The organism is Jiangella asiatica (assembly GCF_004349065.1).
Classification (GTDB): Bacteria; Actinomycetota; Actinomycetes; order Jiangellales; family Jiangellaceae; genus Jiangella; species Jiangella asiatica.
In genome coordinates this window covers 1-16,361 of record NZ_SMKZ01000050.1, presented here as the reverse complement: position 1 = coordinate 16,361, position 16,361 = coordinate 1, and the positions used below count along the sequence as shown (strand labels likewise).

At 72.8% G+C, this 16,361-nt stretch carries 15 protein-coding genes and 2 pseudogenes; 1 reads left to right on the top strand and 16 read right to left on the bottom strand.

What is annotated here, in order from left to right; all coding sequences use genetic code 11:
- Positions 1 to 7: 7 nt before the first annotated feature.
- From E1269_RS25535 to E1269_RS25465, 16 genes and pseudogenes are all read right to left on the bottom strand, one after another.
- On the bottom strand, positions 8 to 844 hold the full coding sequence (locus tag E1269_RS25535; protein ID WP_131899889.1) for an HpcH/HpaI aldolase/citrate lyase family protein: 837 nt from the start codon (positions 842 to 844) through the stop codon (positions 8 to 10).
- A complete protein-coding gene (locus E1269_RS25530; protein ID WP_131899887.1) occupies positions 841 to 2,046 on the bottom strand; it encodes a CaiB/BaiF CoA transferase family protein in 1,206 nt (401 codons plus the stop codon). The genes E1269_RS25535 and E1269_RS25530 overlap by 4 nt, the downstream gene beginning before the upstream one ends.
- Positions 2,043 to 2,936: a ribokinase gene (rbsK, locus tag E1269_RS25525; protein WP_131899885.1), complete on the bottom strand. Its 894-nt coding sequence runs from the start codon at positions 2,934 to 2,936 to the stop codon at positions 2,043 to 2,045. Before rbsK ends, E1269_RS25530 begins: the two co-directional genes overlap by 4 nt.
- A complete protein-coding gene (locus E1269_RS25520) occupies positions 2,933 to 4,282 on the bottom strand; it encodes an ADP-ribosylglycohydrolase family protein (RefSeq protein ID WP_131899883.1) in 1,350 nt (449 codons plus the stop codon). The genes rbsK and E1269_RS25520 overlap by 4 nt, the downstream gene beginning before the upstream one ends.
- The gene (locus tag E1269_RS25515; protein WP_131899881.1) at positions 4,279 to 5,424 is read right to left on the bottom strand and encodes an ADP-ribosylglycohydrolase family protein; all 1,146 of its coding nucleotides are present in this window, start codon (positions 5,422 to 5,424) and stop codon (positions 4,279 to 4,281) included. Before E1269_RS25515 ends, E1269_RS25520 begins: the two co-directional genes overlap by 4 nt.
- Complete coding sequence (locus E1269_RS25510; RefSeq protein WP_203434067.1) at positions 5,414 to 6,463, bottom strand: ADP-ribosylglycohydrolase family protein; 1,050 nt, start codon at positions 6,461 to 6,463, stop codon at positions 5,414 to 5,416. Before E1269_RS25510 ends, E1269_RS25515 begins: the two co-directional genes overlap by 11 nt.
- Positions 6,460 to 7,416 (bottom strand): ADP-ribosylglycohydrolase family protein, encoded by a 957-nt coding sequence (locus tag E1269_RS25505; RefSeq protein ID WP_131899879.1) that lies wholly within the window; start codon positions 7,414 to 7,416, stop codon positions 6,460 to 6,462. The genes E1269_RS25510 and E1269_RS25505 overlap by 4 nt, the downstream gene beginning before the upstream one ends.
- On the bottom strand, positions 7,416 to 8,711 hold the full coding sequence (locus tag E1269_RS25500) for an ABC transporter substrate-binding protein (RefSeq protein ID WP_203434066.1): 1,296 nt from the start codon (positions 8,709 to 8,711) through the stop codon (positions 7,416 to 7,418). Before E1269_RS25500 ends, E1269_RS25505 begins: the two co-directional genes overlap by 1 nt.
- 39 nt (positions 8,712 to 8,750) lie before the next feature.
- Complete coding sequence (locus E1269_RS25495) at positions 8,751 to 9,590, bottom strand: carbohydrate ABC transporter permease (RefSeq protein WP_131899875.1); 840 nt, start codon at positions 9,588 to 9,590, stop codon at positions 8,751 to 8,753.
- A 2-nt stretch (positions 9,591 to 9,592) separates the two neighbouring features.
- A complete protein-coding gene (locus tag E1269_RS25490) occupies positions 9,593 to 10,531 on the bottom strand; it encodes a carbohydrate ABC transporter permease (protein WP_131899873.1) in 939 nt (312 codons plus the stop codon).
- Entirely contained in the window at positions 10,528 to 11,532 is a 1,005-nt protein-coding gene (locus E1269_RS25485) for a LacI family DNA-binding transcriptional regulator (protein WP_131899871.1), read from the bottom strand. The genes E1269_RS25490 and E1269_RS25485 overlap by 4 nt, the downstream gene beginning before the upstream one ends.
- A gap of 476 nt (positions 11,533 to 12,008) precedes the next feature.
- Positions 12,009 to 12,953, bottom strand: coding sequence for a thioredoxin (gene trxA / locus E1269_RS25480; protein ID WP_131899869.1), 945 nt, complete (start codon positions 12,951 to 12,953; stop codon positions 12,009 to 12,011).
- Between the two features lie 58 nt (positions 12,954 to 13,011).
- Positions 13,012 to 13,227, bottom strand: a complete 216-nt coding sequence (locus E1269_RS32500; protein ID WP_162606627.1) for a hypothetical protein — start codon at positions 13,225 to 13,227, stop codon at positions 13,012 to 13,014.
- A 130-nt stretch (positions 13,228 to 13,357) separates the two neighbouring features.
- A pseudogene (locus E1269_RS34395) lies at positions 13,358 to 13,654 on the bottom strand (RNA polymerase subunit sigma-24); the annotation flags it as partial.
- Between the two features lie 250 nt (positions 13,655 to 13,904).
- Positions 13,905 to 14,030 (bottom strand): annotated as a pseudogene (locus E1269_RS34390) (NAD(P)-dependent oxidoreductase); the annotation flags it as partial.
- 128 nt (positions 14,031 to 14,158) lie between these two features.
- Positions 14,159 to 15,844, bottom strand: a complete 1,686-nt coding sequence (locus E1269_RS25465; protein ID WP_131899867.1) for a coenzyme B12-dependent isobutyryl-CoA mutase large subunit — start codon at positions 15,842 to 15,844, stop codon at positions 14,159 to 14,161.
- 71 nt (positions 15,845 to 15,915) lie between these two features.
- On the opposite strand from E1269_RS25465, the gene E1269_RS25460 reads away from it, so the two are divergent.
- The coding region (locus tag E1269_RS25460; RefSeq protein ID WP_131899865.1) for an RrF2 family transcriptional regulator at positions 15,916 to 16,361 on the top strand (446 nt) is incomplete at its 3' end.

Sequence of the window (16,361 nt, the reverse complement as noted above, 5' to 3'; positions counted from 1 at the left end):
CGCAACGCTACCCCGGGTGCCCGGGACGAGCGGCGAGGTCGAGCACGCGCCGGGCCTGCTCGACCATGGCGACGTCGACGAAGCGCCCGCCGGGCAGCACCGCCGTCCCCGAGCCGGCGCGCGCGGCGGCGTCGACGGCAGCTACGACCTCGTTCGCCCGCGCGACCTCGTCGGCGGACGGGCGGAACGCCGCCTCGATGACGGCGAGCTGCTCGGGGTGGATCGCGGCCCGGCCGACGAAGCCCAGGCGCCGCCCGTCCCGGCAGGACGCCGCGAGCCCGTCGGCGTCGGCCAGGTCTGTCCACACCGCCATCGCCGGAGGCGGCAGCCCGGCCGCGCGGGCCGCGACCACCAGCCGCTGCCGGCACCACGCGAGCCCGTCGCCGTCGACGACACCCAGGTCGGAGGCGAGGTCGGCCTCCCCCAGTCCGATCGAGGCCACGCCGGGGGCCGACGCGACCAGGTACGCCGCCTCGACTCCGGCCGCGGTCTCGATCAGGACGTGGACGTCCCGCTCCCCGACCACCTCGCGCACGGCCGCCACGTCCGCGGCGGTCTCCACCTTCGGCACCCGCACCGACACCGCGGCCGGAAGCCCGGCCACCATCGCGAGGTCGTCCGCGCCCCAGGGCGTCGCCGCCGCGTTCACCCGCACCTGGACCGCCCGGCCCGGCGCCTCGGCGACCAGGGACGGCACGGCCTCGCGCGCGGCGTCCTTCGCCGCCGGCGCCACCGCGTCCTCCAGGTCGAGGATGACGACGCCGGCCGGCGAGGCCAGCGCCTTCCGGGCCCGGCCGACGCGGTCGGCCGGCACGTAGAGCAGCGTCAGCACGAGGGGACTCACACGACACCGTCCGCACGCAGCGCCGCGATCTCCGACGCCTCGTACCCCAGCTCACCGAGCACCTCGTCGGTGTCGGCGCCGTGCGCCCGGCCCGGCCACCGCACCGCGCCCGGCGTGCCGGACAGCCGGAACACCACGTTCTGCATCGCGACCGACCCGAGGTCGTCGTCCGGCATCTCCAGCACCGTGCCCAGCGCGGCGAGCTGGGGGTCGGCCGCGATGTCGGACGCGTCGTACACCGGCGCGACCGCCGCCTCGGCCTTCTCGAACGCGTCCACCACCTCGTCGCGGGTGCGCGCGGCCACCCAGGCGCCGACGGCGGCGTCCAGCTCCTCGACGTGTTCCGCGCGGCCGGCGCCGGTGGCGAACCACGGCTCGGCCACCACCTCCGGCCACCCGACCAGCCGCATCACCCGCTCGGCGATGCTCTGCGAGCTGGTCGACACCGCGACCCAGCGGTCGTCGGCGGTGCGATAGGTGTTGCGCGGAGCGTTGTTGGCCGACCGGTTGCCGGTGCGCGGCTGCACCGTGCCCAACTGGTCCCAGCGGGTGATCTGCGGCCCCAGCACCGACAGCATCGGCTCGATGATGGCGAGGTCGACCACCTGCCCCACCCCACTGGCCGAGCGCGCGTGCAGCGCCGACGTGACGGCGAACGCGGTGGCCAGCGCCGTGATGCCGTCGGCGAGCCCGAACGGCGGCAGCGTCGGCGGCCCGTCCGGCTCGCCGGTCATCGCGGCGAACCCGCTCATCGCCTCGGCGAGGGTCCCGAACCCGGGCCGCCGCCGGTACGGCCCGACCTGACCGAACCCGGTGACCCGGGCCAGGATCAGCCCGGGGTTCTGCGCCGACAGCCGGTCGTAGCCGAGATTCCACCGTTCCAGCGTGTCGGGGCGGAAGTTCTCGATGACGACGTCGGCCTGGCCGGCCAAGCGCCGGAACACCTCCTGGCCACGCTCCTGCGACAGGTCGAGCGTCATGGTCCGCTTGTTGCGGCCCAGCGTCTTCCACCACAGGTTGTGCCCGTCCTTGGCCGGGCCGTGGCCGCGGGCCGGGTCCGGCCGGCGCGGGTGCTCCACCTTGACGACGTCGGCGCCCAGGTCACCGAGGTGCATGGCCGCGATCGGCCCCGCGAACAGTGTCGCGGCGTCGACGACCCGCAGTCCGGTCAGCGGCCCGCCGAAGGTGCCGGGCGCCATCATGCCGCGGCCTTCGCGAGGAACGCGTCGATCTCGGCGCGGTGCGGCATCGACGACGACGCGCCGGGCCGTTGCACCGACAGCGCGGCCGCCGCGGCTGCCCGCCGCAGCGCCTCCGCCCACTCCACGCCCTCGGCCAGGCCGACGGCGAGCACTCCGACGAAGGTGTCACCGGCCGCCGTGGTGTCCACGGCCTGGACGGGGAACGCGGGCACCGGCCACTCGCCGCCGTCGTGCAGCCAGAGCGCACCCTGCGACCCGAGGGTGACGACGACGTCGCCGCCGCGGCCCGCGAGGTTCCGGGCCGCCGCGACCGGGTCGTCGACCCCGGCGAGCAGCGCGGCCTCGTGCTCGTTCGGCACCAACACGTCGACGGCGTCCAGCAGCTCCACCGGCAGCGGCACCGCCGGCGCCGGGGTCAGCACCACCCGTACGCCGCGCGAGCGCGCGTACCGCGCCGCCTCGACGACCAGCCCCAACGGCAGCTCGAGCTGGAGCAGCAGCAGGTCGGCGGCGTCGATCCCGGCCCGGTGCGCGTCGGTCAGCGCGGTCACCGTGCCGTTCGCGCCGGGCACCACGACGATGGAGTTGTCGCCGCTTGCGTCGACGGTGATGTGGGCGGTACCGGTGGGCTGGTCGCTCACCGTCAGGCCGGAGACGTCGATGCCCGCGCCGGTGAGCAGGTCGGTGATGCCGCGCCCGAACTCGTCGCCGCCGACGGCGCCGAGGAACGCCACCTGCCCGCCGGCCCGGGCGGCGGCGAGCGCCTGGTTGGCGCCCTTGCCGCCGGGGACGGTGACGAACGTGCGGCCGGTGACGGTCTCGCCGCGGCCGGGGGCCCGCTCGACCGTGACGACCAGGTCCATGTTGGCGCTGCCCAGGATCGCGATCATGCCAGTGCCTCCGCGACGTCGATGGTGCGGCGGGCGAGCTCGTCGAAGCCGACGCGGTCGAAGCCGCTGAGAGTGGTGGTGACCCGGTTGCGCAGCGGCTCGATCCACCGCGCGGGAAGATCGGCGGCACCGGTCAGCGCGCCGGCGACGGAGCCGGCGGTGGCGCCGTTGGAGTCGGTGTCCCAGCCGCCGGCGACGACGGCGGTCACGGTGCGCTCGAAATCGCCGCCGCCGTGCACCAGCGCGGCGGCCACCAGTGCGGTGTTGTTCAGCACGTGCACCCAGTGCAGGTGGCCGTACGCGTCCTCGATCTTGTCGACGACGGACTCCCAGTCGCCCTCCCCGGCCGCCGCCGCGCGCCCGAACCGGACCGCGTCGGCGTACCGGGACGCCGTCGGCACCACCGACAGCCCGGCGTCGAGCACGTCGTCCGCTGAGGAAGACACCAGCGCCGCCGAGCACATCGCGGCCACGAACATCTCGCCGTAGACGCCGTTGCGGGTGTGGCTGAGGACGGCGTCGCGCCAGGCCAGCGCGGCCGCCCCGGCGGGGTCGCCGGGGCGGACCCAGCCGAACACGTCGCCGCGGATCTGCGCGCCGATCCAGTCGCGGAACGGGTTGCGCACCCGCGCGGTCAGCGGCGGCAAACGGCCGAGGAGCAGGTTGCGGTACGCCACCCGCTCGGCGGTGAACACCCGTCCGGCAGGAAGCTCCGCCAGCCACCGCTGCGCGACGTCCTCGGTGGTGAACTCGGCCCCGTACTCCTCCAGCAACGCGAGGTTGAGCATGGGGAAGTTGAGGTCGTCGTCCTCAGGCATCCCGTCGATGTTCTCGGCCAGGCTGGTGGTGGCGCTGCGCCGGTTCCACGGCCACCGGGCGGCGACGTCGTCGGGCAGGCCGCGCGCGGTGAACCAGTCGGCGAGCGGCCAGCGGCCGGTAGCCTCGAGGATCTCGCGGATGCCCCGCCGGGGGATCTTCTCCACCGGCTTGCCGAGCAGGCAGCCGGCGGCCCGGCCCAGCCAGGCGCCGTGCACCCGGTCGAGGGCCGGCGGACCGGCGGCCCGGCGCGGGGCGGCACCGGTCAGGTCCGTGATCGCGTCGAGGTCGGTCGGCTCGGTCTCGTCGTACCGCGACGGCCGCGCGTCGATCTCGTCGAGCACGTCCCCGGCCAGGGCCCGCAGCGCCGGTGACGCCGCCCGGCCGGACGCTCCGGTGACCGCCGGCGCCGGGTCGCCGCCCGCCTCGATCCACCGCGCCCGCAGGTCGGCGACGTCGACGCCGTCCTCGCCGGCCTGCGCCAGCGCGTGCCCGACCAGATCCTCCGGCTGCACCCAGGTCAGTCTCACGTCAGTCCCCCGAACCCCTCGTCCACCGCCGCGCGCCGGTCCCGGTCCGCGGCCCGCACCCGCGCCGTCACGGCCGCCAGCCGCTCCCCCGGGCCGACCAGGTCGACCCGGCTGGCCTCGGCGACCGCCGTCACCAGGTCGGCCGGCACCGCGGCCCGGCCCCCCATCGCCCCCGCGATGGCACCGGCCATGGAGGCGATGGAGTCGGAGTCGCGGCCGTAGTTGACGCCGCCGAGCACCGCCTCCCGCCAGTCTCCGCCCGCGATGGCCAGCATCGCCAACGCGATCGGCAGCTCCTCGATCGTGTGCAGCCGGCTGGGCCGGCGGGCGCCGAGACCTTGGTCGCGGTAGTCGTCGCCGACGGTGTCGTACGGCGCCACGGCGGCGCGCAGCTTGCCCGACTCCACCGCCTCGGTCCAGTGCCCGATCGACGCCGCCGTCTCGAGCACCGCCTCGATACCGGCCTTGGTGCCGTCCTTGGCCAGCCGCACCGCCACGCCGAGCACGTCGTCGACGGTGGCACCCGCTCTGGCGGCGGCCGCGACGCACGCGGCCATCACACCGGCGGCCTCGCGCCCGTACGACGACTGGTGAGCACCTGCGACGTCGACGGCCTCGGCGTACGCGCCGTCGGGGTCGGCGGCGTTGACGATGCCGATCGGGGCGATGTACATGGCCGCGCCACAGTTGACCGCGTTGCCGACGCCGGCCTCGCGCGGGTCGGCGTGGCCCCAGTGCAGCCGCAGCGCCATGTACTTCTCGGCCAGGAACACCCGCTGCAGCGGCAGCGCCTCGGTCTCCAACTCCGGGATCCAGACCTGCCGCCCGATCATCAGCGGCACCAGCCGCTCGGCGACGTCGTAGGCGGTCAGGTGCGCTTCGGCCTGCTCGTACACCTCGACGATCAGGTGCGTCATCAGGGTGTCGTCGGTGACGTGGCCGTCGCCCTTGTGGTACGGCGCGATGGGCCGTGCGGTGCGCCAGTCCTCGTAGTACGGCGGGACGATGCCCTCGACCCAGCCGCCCCAGCGTTGCCGGATCTGCTGCGGTGACCAGCCTTCCGTCGCGCCGCCGAGTGCGTCGCCGACGGCGGCCCCCGTCAGGCACCCGACCGCGGTGTCCACGAGTGCGTCACTGGTCACGAATCGTCCTTTCGTCGAGGCCGGTGGCGAGATCGACCAGGTCGGTCCCGGCCAGGCCAGGCGCACAGCAGCCGGCGAGCCGCCGGCATCGTTCCATCCAGGTCGTCGGCAGCGCGGTGATGCCGGCCCCGGCGCCGACCAGCGCCCCGGTCAGCGCGGGCGCGCTGTCGGCCAGGGTGGGCAGGCAGGCGGCGGCGGTGACGGCGTCGATCGGCCGGGCACCGCCGCGTTCGGTCACGTGTGCCAGCGCGACGGCGACCGGCATCGTCTGGGCGGCCGCCACGCCGTAGCTGTAGACGTGGTCGACCAGGTCGGCGAGGAGCGGGACCGCCTCGGCCGGCGACGGCACGTCCCTGGTGGCCTCCAGGGCCTGGGCGACGGTGCCCGCGAGCAGGCCACCGGCCGGCAGCGACACGGCCGCCGTCGCCCACGCCGTCGTCACGGACTCGCCGGCGACCAGCCGGCTGATCGTCTGTGCCATGGCCGTCGCCGCGGCCAGCCCGTCGCCGGCGTTCGTGACCTCCGCGTCCCAGCCGGCCAGCGTCGCGGCCTGCACGGGGTCGGCCGCGACGATGCCGGCGGCGACCGCCCGAACCGCCGCGGCGTCGTCGAAGTGGTGCGGGTTGTCGTGCCCGGTCCGCGGCGGGTCGACGTCGCGGCGCAGTGTGTCGGCCGCCGTCGCGACACTGATCCGGCCGCGCGGCAGGGTGCCGTCGGCGACGGCGGAGCGCCACCGGGCGTGCACGTCGTCGCGGCCGATCGGACCGTCGGCGGCACGCAGCCAGGTCAGCGTCCACGCGACCCACTCGGCGTCGTCACTGGGCCCCAGCCGCAGCGGCGCGGTGGGCTGGTTCAGCGCGAACGGCACCGGCATCGTCGTCACCTGCTGAACCTCGGCGAACGCGTCGAGCTCGCGGTGCAGCCTGCGGGTCCACGGCGGCAGCAGCTGGGCCCGGTGCCGCACCGCCGGCCAGCCGACGGCGTCGCCGATGGCCAGCCCGATGAGCGCGCCCACGCGCCGGCCGAACCTGTCGATCACGACGGAGCCTCCATGTGCGCGGCGAGTCGGTCGGCGAGGTCGATCGGGTGCAGCCCGGCCACGACCTCGCCCAGGCAGCGGCCGGTGACCGGCCCGATCTGCGCGCGCCAGTCCGCCGGAACGGCGTCCAGCCCACCGTGGGCGCCGGCGAGCGCGCCGGCGATGGCCGCGGTGGTGTCGGCGTCGCGGCCCATCGCGACGGCGCCCGTCACCGACCGCGGCAGGTCGCCGTCGGCGGCCAGGAACGCGGCGAACGCGAGCGCCACCGCCTCCGGTGCGAGGTCGGTCCAGGGATAGGCCCGGACGACGACGGCGTCCAGCAGGCCGGGCAGGTCGCCGGCCCGGTCCAGCGCCACCCGCAGCGACCGCGCCGTCCACGAGTCGGCGGGGACGGCGGCCAGCGCGGCGGCCCCGATCTCGCGTGGCGTCGCGGTCCCCGTCATCGCGACCGCGACCGCGGCGGCCACCGCGACGCCGGCGTGGATGCCCTCGCCGTCGTGGCTCACCACGCCGTCGATGGTGGCGAGGCGGGCCGCGCCGGCGGGGTCGCCGACGGCGTAGATGCCGTGCACCGCGGCCCGCATGGCCAGCCCGTCGCTCCACGAGTGCAGGTGCCGCCCACTGGCCGGCGGGCGCAGCCCGGCCCGCAGGTTCTCGATGGTGCCCAGCTCGCTGAACCCGGCACCCGGGAATCCGCCCTCACGGCCGGCCAGGTGCTCGATCCAGGCGTCGGCGACGTGGTCGCTGGTCAGCGCGTGCCCGTGCTCGAGCAGCAGCAGCGCGCTGAACGCGGCGTACTCGGTGTCGTCGGTGCCGGACGGGCTGTCGGTGAGGAAACCGGTGATCGTGCCCCACCTGGCCGCGATCTCCTCGGCCGTCAGGTTCTCCGCGGGCGCGCCCATGGCGTCGCCCACGGCGAGCCCCAGCAGGCAGCCCTCCGCCCTGTCCTTCATCAACGGTTGTACCGCTCCAAGATCTCGTTGCCGTCCTCGGTGAGTCTGGTGCCCAGCTCGTCGAGCGAGATCGAGTTCGCGAAGTACTCCTCGATCGACGGGTTGGCGACCTTGTTCTTCCATTCCTCGTAGCCGCGCACGCGCTGGAACGGAGCCTGCTCGAGGAACTCGCCGGAGGCGGCCGCGACGGCCCAGTCCGGCGTCTCGGTCAGCACCGGGTCCTGGGCCGCGGCCTCGCTCGCGGGGATCATCCAGTCGCCCTTGGCCAGCAGTGCCTGGTTCTCCGGGTTCAGCATGTACTCGAGGAACGCCATCGCCTCCTCGGGGTGCTCGGACTCGGCCGCGATCGAGATCGTCTGCGGTGCCGCGGCCTGGGCCTGGGAGTCACCCTCGAGCGCCGGGATCGTCACCCACTCGAAGTCCTCCGGGGCCTGGTCGATGATCTGCTGGCGGAACCAGATGCCCTTCGGCAGCATCGCGTACTGGCCGGCGAAGAACGCCGGCAGCGGGTCCGAACCGCCCATGCCGATGGCGTCGGTGGCGGCGGTCTTGTCCACGTACAGCTGGTCGTGGATGCGCTGGAACGCCTCCTTCTCCGCGTCACCGAAGACGGCCGTGCTGGCGCCGTCGGACTCCTCGAAGAACCCGCCGCCGAAGTTGAGCGCGAGGTTGAGCATGCGGTTGGCCGGGTCCTTCAGCGTCCACGCGACCCCGTAGGTGTCGGCGTCGGTGAGCTGCTTGGAGATCTCGGCGAACTCGTCCCACGTCCACGGGTCGTCCGGCGCCGGCACCGGGATGCCGGCCGCGTCGAGCAGCGCCTTGTTGGCGAAGATCACCTGGGCGTCCAGCAGGAACGGCACCGCGTAGACGGCGTCGTCGAAGGTGACCGCCTCCCACGCGCCGTCCAGGATGTCGTCGTTCATCTCGTCGGGCACCAGGTCGGTGATGTCGAGGATCCAGCCGCGGTCGGCGAAGTCCTGCAGGTATGACGACTCGTAGTGGATCAGGTCCGGAGCGGTGCCGCCCTCGAACGCCGTCACCAGCTGGTCCTGCACCGACGCCCAGTCACCCTGCAGGTACTCGACCTGGATGTCGGGGTTGTCGGCGTTCCACTGCTCGATGATCTGCTGGTTCGCGGCGATCGACTCCGGCTGGAACGCCAGGCTCTGGAACGTCAGCGTCACCGGGCCGTCGTCGCCGCTGTCACCGGTTCCGGCGTCGTCGCCGGATCCGCAGCCGGCGAGGACGAGGCCTGCGCTCAAGACGGCTGCCGACACGATCGTTGCTCTGCGCACGATCCCTCCTGGGGGTGGTTTCGGTCGTTCTGGATGTGGTCAGGACTTCACCGCGCCGCCGAGCATCCCCCCGACGAGACGGCGTTGGATGATGGCGAAGAAGACGAGGCTCGGGATGGTGGCGACGAGAGCGGCGGCCGCCAGCGGGCCGAGCCGGGCCACCCCCTCGGCCCCGATGAACTTCACCAGGGTCAGCGAGATGGTCTGCAGCTCGGGCGTGCGCAGCAGCACCAGGGCGAAGAGGAACTCGTTCCACGCCGAGACGAACGCGAACAGCGCCGCGGCGACCACGCCCGGGACCAGCAGCGGCGCCACGATGTCCTTGAGCGTGCGCAGCTTGCCGGCGCCGTCCATCGCCGCGGCCTCCTCCAGCTCGACCGGGATCCCCACGACGTAGCTGCGCAGCATCCACAGCGCGAACGGCATGCTCCAGACGACGTAGACGATGATCAGCCCGATCTGCGTGTCGTAGAGCCCGGCGTCGCGCAGCAGCAGGAACAGCGGGATGATCACCAGGATGAACGGGAACATCTGGCTCAGCAGCACCCAGAGCGCGGTCATCCGGCTCACCACCGAGCGGTAGCGGGCCATCACGTAGGCCGCCGGTATCGAGAGCAGGACCGTCACGAGGGCCGAGACGCCCGCGATGATCAGCGTGTTGAGCAGGGCGCGCGCCAGCGGCTGCTGCTCGAAGGCGAGCCGGAAGTTGTCCAGCGTCGGGTGCTCCGGGATGATCGTCGGTTCGATCAGCGCCATCTCCTGCGGCGACTTGAACGCCGTCGAGATCAGCCAGAGCAGCGGGAAGGCCAGGAACACCAGGTACACGGCCAGGGCCAGGTACTTCGACGGTGTCGCCAGGACGCGGCTGCTGCCTCGCATGCTCAACCCTCCTCCCGGTAGCGCCGTCGCAGGTAGAACACGACGAACACGCCGATCACCAGCACCATGGCGTTGCCCAGGGCGGCCGCGTAGCCGTAGTTGCCGTAGCGGAACGCCTCTTCGTACGCGAAGAGCATGGGCAGCCTCGTCGAGCCGCCGGGTCCGCCCTCGGTGAGGACGTACACGAGGCTGAAGGAATTGAAGTTCCAGATGAAGTCCAGCGTCGTCATCGCCGTCACGATGGGGCGCAGGGCCGGCCACGTCACGTTGCGGAAGCGCTGCAAGGGGCCCGCCCCGTCCACCGCGGCGGCCTCCTTGAGCTCCTCGGAGACACTCTGCAGACCGGCGAGCAGCACCACCGTCGTCTGCGGCATGCCGGACCACACCCCGACGACGATCACCGCGGGTAGCGCCAGCGACAGCGAGCTGAGCCACTCGACGTTGGAGTCGATGATGCCCAGGTCCCTGAGGACGCTGTTGAGGATGCCGGCGTTGGGGTGGTACACCAGCCGCCACATGATGCCGATGACCACCGGCGGCATCGCCCACGGCACCAGCGCCAACGTGCGGGCCAGCCAGCGCAGCCGCAGCTTCTGGTTCAGCAGGAGCGCGAGGCCGAGGCTGGCGAAGAACTGCAGGATGGTGACGCCGAAGGCCCAGATGAGGCCGATGCGGAACGACTCCCAGAAGTACGAGTCGCCCAGCAGCTGGCTGTAGTTCTCGAAGCCGGTGAACTCCGTCGTGGCGGCGCGCCCGGCCTGGGCATCGGTGAACCCGAGGTAGATGCCGCGCAGCAGCGGATACAGGCTGAACAGCACGACCGGGATCAGCGCCGGGACGGCGAGCATCAGGCCGTCACGGTCCAGGCCCAGCCAGGTCCGCCGCTGCTGCGGCTTTCGTTGCGTCGGCCTCGGCTTCGCGGCGACGGCGGTGTCGCTCATCGGCTGCTCTCCCTGATGGTCAGCGACGGCGGGACGGTGACCCGTTCGGGCGGCGAGCCGTCGCCGTCGAGCCGCCTCAGCAGTAGCTCGGCGGCGATGCGGCCGCGGTCGGCCGAGCCCAGCGAGACGCTCGACATGGGCGGGAAGCTGGTGGCGGCGAGCGGGGTGTCGTCCATCCCGACCACGCGCACGTCGCCGGGTACGTGGCGGCCCAGCTCCCGCAGCGCGTGCATGGCGCCCATCGCGATGAGATCGTTGGCGCCCAGGACGGCGTCGACGTCCGGGTGTTGGGTGAGCAGGTCACGGGCGCTGTGCCGGCCGCCCTCGAACTGGAAGTCGGCGAACCTGATGAGGTGATCGTCCGGTTTCAGCCCGCACGCCTCGAGGCCCATCCGGTAGCCGTCATGACGAGCCCGGCCCGGCACGGTGTCGAGTGGGCCGTCGATGAACGCGATGCGCCGGGCGCCGGCCTCGTGGAGGTGCTCGACCGCCATCCTCGCCCCGACGCGGGAGTCGGCCCGCACATTGTCGACGGGAACGTCGTCGGGCAGCAGCCCGATGACGACCACCGGCACCGCCGGGTGGCGCAGCGCCTCGACGTGTCGGCCCGTCACCCGCAGCGGGCACAGGATCAGCCCGTCGACGTAGTTCTGGCTGAGGCTCGCCAGCACGCCGAGCTCGTCCTCGGCGTCCGCGCCGGTGCTGTGCAGCAGCAGCCGGTAGCCCACCTCGCGCAGCGTCGGCTGAATGCGCCGCACCATCTCCAGGTACGCGGCGTTTCCGATGTCCTCCATCGCGAACGCGACCTGCCCCGTGTGCCGCGTCTTCAGCGACTGCGCCACCATGCTCGGGACGTAGCCCACCTCCTGCACGGCCGCGTTGACCCGGGCCACCATGTCGGCGTTGGACGTGTTGCCGTTCAGGGCCCGCGACACCGAGGAGATCGACACGCCAGCCACCTTCGCGACCTCATGGATCGTTGGTCGATGCCGTTGGGTCATGCGCCTTGGACCTCCTTCGCTCGGGCGCTTCGGGTGCTCGGGTGCTCGGGTACTCCGGGCGCTCGGAATCGTTTCCGCGTGTGGGTGTGGGATGCTGGGAAACGTTTCCGAGGTGTGCTTGCCATTGGATCGCGCTCGACACGGTCCCGTCAAGTCGCCGATACGAACCCGTGATCCGGGCAACCGCTTCGCGCCTGCTCGGGGGACGCGTCGCGGTCACTGGATCACCGCTTCGTACTGATCACGTTCAGCAGGAAAACCCATGCCGCACCAGGCTTGTAAGCCCGGTGGGGCGCGCAGAATCCTCGTGACGGCTCGGTGACCCAGCGGGCGCGACGAAAGCTCGCCCGGCCGATGGACGCTCGGCAGGCGTGGCCAGGTCGAGGAGCGGACGCAGTTCGGCTCGCCGGCGCGCGACGAACGCCGGGCTCGGTGAGGTATTCACCGGCCCGGCGCCGCTGCCCTGACGCTGGCGGCTAGAACAGCGCGTTGGCCAGCGCGGACCGTGCCTTGGCCACTCGCGGGTCGGCGGGTCCGATGACCTCGAACAGCTCGACGACGCGGGACCGCACCCGCTCGCGGTCGTCGCCGAAGACGCGCCGGACGGTGCCGATGAGCCGGTCGAACGCGGCCTCGACGTCACCGGTGGCGACGTCGAGGTCGGCGACCAGGAGCTGAGCGTCGACGTCGGTCGGCTCGGCGTCGGCCCGGACCCGGGCGGCGGCGTCGTCGACGCCGGCCGTGCGGCGCAGCAGGTCGACCTGGGCCAGGCCGGCCTTGGCCTCGGCGTCGGCCGGCGACTCGGCCAGCACGGCCTGGTACGCGGCGGCGGCCTTGTCGAAGTCGCCGGCGTTGATGGCCTCGTAGGCGGCGTCGAACCGGGGGTCGGACGGCTCTTCCTGCGGCTCGGCGTCGGCCGCGTCAGCCGCGTCGGCCGCCGGGCCGGCGCCCGGGATGGGATCCGCGCGACCGGCGACGCCGTTCGCGACCGCCATCTGCAGCAGCTGGTCGATGACCTGCTTGGCCTGGGCCTCGGGGATGGCGCCCTGGAACAGCGGGACCAACTGGCCGCGCAGCACGGCCACGATGGTGGGGATGCTCTGGACCTGTGCGGCCTGCGCGATGGCCTGGTTGGCGTCGACGTCGATCTTGGCCAGCACGAACCGGCCCTCGTACTCGGCGGCCAGGCGCTCCAGGATTGGCGACAGCGTCTTGCACGGCTCGCACCACGTGGCCCAGAAGTCGATGACCACGGGCACCGACATGGACCGGGTGAGGACCTCGGACTGGAACGTCGCCTCGGTGACGTCGATGACGAAGCCGCCTGCGCCGGCGGCCGGCCGGCCCTGTTGCTGAGGCTGCGCCGCGTTCAGCGCGGACAGGTCGACAGCGCCGGGGCGGCTGAAACTCTGCGAGCTCATGGGGCCTATCCTCTCCCGATCACCGCGTCGCGTGCCACACGGGTCGGCGTCGGGAGGGTCAGCCCCAGTAGACGCTGGTCCAGTGCTTGGTGTCGAAGCCGTGGCTGCGCGGCGACGGCGCGAAGTCCTGCAGTGAGTTGGCGAACGTCTGGTTGTGCGACCCGTTCACGTCGAAGAAGATGCCGTGCTCGTCGTGGGTGGCGCGTTTGCGCAGGACATAGCCGTGCAGGAGCAGGACGGCCACCATGGCCACGAGCAGGATCGGCACGATCATGATGCCTCCCGGTCCGCGCGGACGCTTGTGCGCATGGTGACAGATCCTCGCCATCACCACCAGGGAGTCGCCGTCCACCCGGTCCAGGACCTTCGCGAGCCTGCTGCGCACTGCGGGCGATCGCCCAGGCGTCCGCCACCGGGGCGCCCCTGGCGAACTGCGGCGCCTTGCCGCCGCCGTCCCCAACCACCTGAACGTCAGCGGCGAGCAGGTCCCGCAGGCCCTCGACGTCGCCTTCCCGGAGCGCATCGAAGAACCGCGCCGCAAGCTCCTCCCGCTCCCCGCGGTCCGCCTCGAACCGAGGGCGCCCGGCGTCCATGTGGCGCCGCGACCGCACCGCGAGCTGGCGGCACGCCGTCTCCGATCGCCCCACCGCCGCCGCGACCTCGGAGAAACCGAATCCGAACACCTCGCGCAACACGACGACACCATTCGCCCTCGACGTCTCCGAACCAGTTGGGCATTGTTCTGCGCGACGACGTGGGATACGCCGGTCGCCTCGGCGGCAGCCAGCAGGTGATCCGTCCCCTCGGTGCGCGCCGGATGGTGGTGGCGGCCCAGCGGTCGGGGTGCTTGAAGTCGGGCTCGCCGGCGTGCACCACGCAGAGCGCCGTCATCTGGTGCACGATCGAGTCCGGCCGGGCCGCCGCCACGGTCTCGCCGACCGACGCCGCGTCCGGCCCGTCCATCACGACGGCGTCGGCGCCCAGCTGCTGCAGCTGTCCCACCTTGGCTGGGCTCGTCGTCGTCGCCGTCACCTGGTGACCCCGGGCCACGAGCTGCGGCACCAGCCGCCGCCCCATGACGCCGGTCCCGCCTGCCACGAACACCCGCATGTCCCATCACCTTCCCGATTTCCGGAAGCCTGTCTTCGGGACCCGAGACGAGACAGCCCGCCCGGTTGGGACACGGGAGGGGCAGACGATCGGGATCAGAAGCGGGCGGGCTCGGTGTACACGCCCCACTCGGCGCGCAGGGCGTCGCAGATCTCGCCGAGCGTGGCCTCGGCGCGCACGGCGTCGAGCATGGCCGGGATGACGTTGGCGTCGGTGCGCGCCACCTCGATCATCCGGTCGAGCGCGGCCCGGACGGCGGCGTCGTCACGCTCGGCGCGGCGGGCGGCCAGCACGCGCCGCTGCTCGTGCTCGACCTCGTGGGACACGCGCAGGATGTCGAGCTCGCCGGTGATGGTGTCGGTGTGGACGTTGACACCGACGACGCGCTTGTCGCCCTTCTCTATTCGCTGCTGGTGCTGGAAGGCCGCGTCGGCGATCTCGCCGGTGAACCAGCCGTCCTCGATGCCGCGCAGGATGCCCGAGGTCATCGAGGTGCCGTCGCCCAGCTCGCGGATGCGCGCGAAGATCGCCTCGGCCTCGGCCTCCATCCGGTCGGTGAGTGCTTCGACGTACCAGGAGCCGCCGAGCGGGTCGGCGACGCTGGCGACGCCGGTCTCCTCCAGCAGCACCTGCTGGGTGCGCAGCGCGATCTCGGCCGCGGACTCCGTCGGCAGCGCCAACACCTCGTCCAAGGCGTTGGTGTGCAGGGAGTTCGTGCCGCCGAGGACCGCCGACAGCGCCTCGACCGCCGTCCGGACGACGTTGTTGTACGGCTGCTGCCCGGTCAACGACACGCCCGCGGTCTGGGTGTGGAAACGCAGCCACTGCGCCTTCTCGGTGGCGGCGCCGTAGACGTCGCGCATCCAGCGGGCCCAGATGCGCCGCGCGGCACGGAACTTCGCGATCTCCTCGAAGAAGTCGACGTGCGCGTCGAAGAAGAACGAGAGCCCGGGCGCGAACACGTCGACGTCGAGCCCGCGGGACTGGCCCAGCTCGACGTAGCCGAACCCGTCGGCGAGGGTGAACGCCAGCTCCTGCGCCGCCGTCGAGCCGGCCTCGCGGATGTGGTAGCCCGAGACCGACAGCGGCTTGTACGCCGGCACGCTCTGGACGCAGTACTCCATCAGGTCGCCGATGAGGCGCAGGTGCGGCTCGGGCTCGAACAGCCATTCCTTCTGCGCGATGTACTCCTTGAAGATGTCGGTCTGCAGTGTGCCGTTGAGGTCGCCGACGGCGACACCCTGGCGCTCGGCGGCCACGACGTACATGCAGAAGATCGGCACCGCCGGACCGCTGATGGTCATGGACGTGGTGACCTCGCCCAGCGGAATGCCGGCGAACAGATCCTCCATGTCGGCGGCGGAGTCGATGGCGACGCCGCAGTGCCCCACCTCGCCGAGGCTGCGGGGGTCGTCGGAGTCGCGGCCCATGAGAGTAGGCATGTCGAAGGCGACGGACAATCCGCCGCCTCCGGAGCGCAGGATCATCTTGTAGCGCTCGTTGGTCTGCAAGGCGTTGCCGAACCCGGCGAACTGGCGGATGGTCCAGGTACGCCCGCGGTACCCGGTGGCGTACAGGCCGCGGGTGAATGGGTACTCGCCGGGCCAGCCGATGCGGTCGAAGCGAGGGTCGGCGGTGCCGGCCGGCGGGCCGTACACCGGGTCGACCTCGACGCCGGACAGCGTGGTGAAGTCGGCGTCGCGCACCTGTCCGGCGGCGACCGCCGCGTCGAGCCGCTCCTGCCAGCGTCGCCGGCCTGCTTCGATCTCCTGCGCGTCCATGATGGGGTCTCCATTTAGTTGGACGTCCTAGTAACTGGCTCCATCGTACCCGCAGTGGCAGGATCGGGAACGTGCACATCACCGCTCGCGCCGACTACGCCGTCCGGGCCGTGGTTCAGCTCGCGTCACTCCAGCCGGACTCGGCCACGCGGCAGCAGCTGGCCGAGGCTCAGGACATCCCGGGAAAGTTCCTGGAGACCATCCTCGGCGACCTGCGGCGTGCCGGCATGCTCGACGCCCAGCGGGGCGCCACCGGCGGCTATCGCCTCACCAAACCACCGGCCGAGATCACCCTGGCCGACATCGTCCGAGCCACCGAGGGACCGCTCGCTGCCGTGCGCGGCATGCCGCCGGAGGACACCGTCTACCCCGGGCCGGCCGAGCCGCTGACGCGCGTGTGGGTCGCGGTGCGGGCCAGCCTCCGCGACGTGCTCGAGGCCACCACCGTCGCCGACGTCATCGCCGACCAGCTGCCCGACCACGTCACCGCCCTGCAGGCCCGCCCGGACTCCTGGGC

What these genes read in the sequence shown, in the direction of transcription:
- E1269_RS25505 (WP_131899879.1), bottom strand. Translation starts at nt 7,416, where the DNA reads ATGAAGGACAGGGCGGAGGGCTGCCTGCTGGGGCTCGCCGTGGGCGAC.
- trxA (WP_131899869.1), bottom strand. Translation starts at nt 12,953, where the DNA reads ATGAGCTCGCAGAGTTTCAGCCGCCCCGGCGCTGTCGACCTGTCCGCG.
- E1269_RS25495 (WP_131899875.1), bottom strand. Translation starts at nt 9,590, where the DNA reads ATGCGAGGCAGCAGCCGCGTCCTGGCGACACCGTCGAAGTACCTGGCC.
- E1269_RS25530 (WP_131899887.1), bottom strand. Translation starts at nt 2,046, where the DNA reads ATGATGGCGCCCGGCACCTTCGGCGGGCCGCTGACCGGACTGCGGGTC.
- E1269_RS25485 (WP_131899871.1), bottom strand. Translation starts at nt 11,532, where the DNA reads ATGACCCAACGGCATCGACCAACGATCCATGAGGTCGCGAAGGTGGCT.
- E1269_RS32500 (WP_162606627.1), bottom strand. Translation starts at nt 13,227, where the DNA reads ATGATCGTGCCGATCCTGCTCGTGGCCATGGTGGCCGTCCTGCTCCTG.
- E1269_RS25465 (WP_131899867.1), bottom strand. Translation starts at nt 15,844, where the DNA reads ATGGACGCGCAGGAGATCGAAGCAGGCCGGCGACGCTGGCAGGAGCGG.
- rbsK (WP_131899885.1), bottom strand. Translation starts at nt 2,936, where the DNA reads ATGATCGCGATCCTGGGCAGCGCCAACATGGACCTGGTCGTCACGGTC.
- E1269_RS25490 (WP_131899873.1), bottom strand. Translation starts at nt 10,531, where the DNA reads ATGAGCGACACCGCCGTCGCCGCGAAGCCGAGGCCGACGCAACGAAAG.